The organism is Bathymodiolus platifrons methanotrophic gill symbiont (genome assembly GCF_002189065.1).
Classification (GTDB): Bacteria; Pseudomonadota; Gammaproteobacteria; order Methylococcales; family Methylomonadaceae; genus Methyloprofundus.
The window spans coordinates 1-1,711 of sequence record NZ_BDMN01000271.1; the positions used below are offsets into that span (position 1 = coordinate 1).

The 1,711-nt window shown below is 41.3% G+C and carries 4 protein-coding genes; 2 read left to right on the top strand and 2 right to left on the bottom strand.

Features of this window, described 5'->3' with window-relative positions:
• Window positions 1-214 precede the first annotated feature (214 nt).
• Window positions 215-379, bottom strand: a complete 165-nt coding sequence (locus CDZ78_RS22115) for a hypothetical protein (protein WP_167374322.1) — start codon at window positions 377-379, stop codon at window positions 215-217.
• A gap of 27 nt (window positions 380-406) precedes the next feature.
• Between CDZ78_RS22115 and CDZ78_RS22120 the strand changes: the two genes are divergently transcribed.
• Both CDZ78_RS22120 and CDZ78_RS14785 read left to right on the top strand, forming a co-directional pair.
• Window positions 407-823 (top strand): Druantia anti-phage system protein DruA, encoded by a 417-nt coding sequence (locus CDZ78_RS22120; RefSeq protein ID WP_230990834.1) that lies wholly within the window; start codon window positions 407-409, stop codon window positions 821-823.
• A 107-nt stretch (window positions 824-930) separates the two neighbouring features.
• Window positions 931-1,074, top strand: coding sequence for a (2Fe-2S)-binding protein (locus CDZ78_RS14785; RefSeq protein ID WP_087870700.1), 144 nt, complete (start codon window positions 931-933; stop codon window positions 1,072-1,074).
• A 32-nt stretch (window positions 1,075-1,106) separates the two neighbouring features.
• Here the strand turns inward: CDZ78_RS14785 and CDZ78_RS14790 are convergent.
• Window positions 1,107-1,711 (bottom strand): ISAzo13 family transposase (locus CDZ78_RS14790; protein WP_140414087.1); only part of this gene is annotated, 605 nt, incomplete at its 5' end.

Here is a 1,711-nt window from a genome sequence, read left to right on the forward strand (position 1 = left end):
GCTGGGATGCCCAAAACAAGCTTTCGCAAAAATAGCGACTCCCCGCTGGTTATTGAATTAACGATCACGTCCTCATCCTGAAACGCTAAGCAAGGAGATACCAGCACAGTAACCCTGCCGACTAACTAACACTGTAATGAGAATCATTCTACTTGTCAATTACATCAAAACATTCTAATTAGCTAATAACCCATAAAGCCCAGATTACTTTCACTCAAAAAAACTCTCTGCTTTTAGTACATTCTTTCTCTAAACACAATCGACCAATATCTATTGTAATGGCAGAAGATGGACTTATCACTCTGCCACCCCCGCGACAAAAACTCAGCTTGACTGAACAGACAGAGACCAGCACCCCACTATCCTCCAGCCTGTTCATGAATTTTCTGTCCTCCAGCTTTGTTCTGTGATCACCCGTAATCAATCACGATTATGGAATGAGTATATACATCGCTACCACTATCTAGGTCACAAACCGCTACCCGGCGCACAGCTTCGTTACCTCGTTACCCTTGACGAGAAAATTATTGCAGCGCTCGGCTTTAGCGCAGCCGCCTGGCAAACGGCACCATGTGATCACAAATTGGCTGGAGCACGAACAGCGGCAAAGAAACTTGTCGTTAGTCGTGAACAATGCTCGTTTTCTGATTATGCCCTGGATGAAGTCCAAAAACCTCGCTTCTACGTGTTATCCATGATAACTCATCACCTTCCTATACAATGGGAAGAGCGTTATCGCATCCGTCCGATGTTACTGGAAACTTTGGTTGATACCGAGCGCGGTGTTTTTCAAGATAGTTTTCGTCCGCATTCCTTAGTTTGAATCTAACCTACAAGCCTAAACCAAGCTATATTCTCCCAAAATAACACTTTACTTCTAAATGAGAATTGCTATCATTACCAATAATATAATAACTCTTGGAGCTTCAAATGTATATTTGCGTTTGCAAAGCAGTGACCGACTCACAAATCCAGACTGCTATTGATAATGGTATGAACACTCATAGAGGACTACATCAATGTCTGGGTGTAGGTTCTGGATGTGGAAAATGTAAGCGCCATATACGTGAGTAAGGAATAAGCACGAAACAACTTCCCGATATTAATTATTCTTGAGGAATTGCACGGTAATTCCATTTTGGTAAATGTGTATCAAATACAATCGGCATTATTTCTTTGAAGTCAGCGGCATATTTTCGTCCTGTCTCGTATATTTTGTCGAGTATGTGAACAATTGTTGTTAGTCCTTTTGACGTTGATGTTCTAGAAATCAATGTTTTAACTGTTTCAACCGAGTCAAATACAACACCTTCACAAGCACGAGTCACATGAGGAAAAAAACGATGTTCAATGGGATTATACTTGGAGGTATAAGGAGGATAGTGGGCAATCCTAATTTCCAATCCAAGTGCATTCGCAGTCTTTTGTAAATCTTCTTTAAAAATGTAGTGCCGCGAGCTGTTACTCTCTCCACCATCGCAAAGGATCAACAATGATTTTGCTTTAGGATAATGAATAATACCCTCGTTTACCCACCATTGAAATAAGCTATCACAGGCAAATTCACTGGTATCATGACTCGTTCCAAGCGTGATATATCCTGTGTTTCGTTTGAGGTCATAAAACCCATGAGGAATAACACTGCCTGTTGCAGAGCTAGGGAAATCATGATCATTCGTTTGAATGGCTGCTTGTGTATAGAGCGATCCAT

Bases quoted from the DNA above. Each gene is read 5' to 3' on its own strand.
- CDZ78_RS22115 (WP_167374322.1), bottom strand. From the start codon at position 379: ATGAACAGGCTGGAGGATAGTGGGGTGCTGGTCTCTGTCTGTTCAGTC.
- CDZ78_RS14785 (WP_087870700.1), top strand. From the start codon at position 931: ATGTATATTTGCGTTTGCAAAGCAGTGACCGACTCACAAATCCAGACT.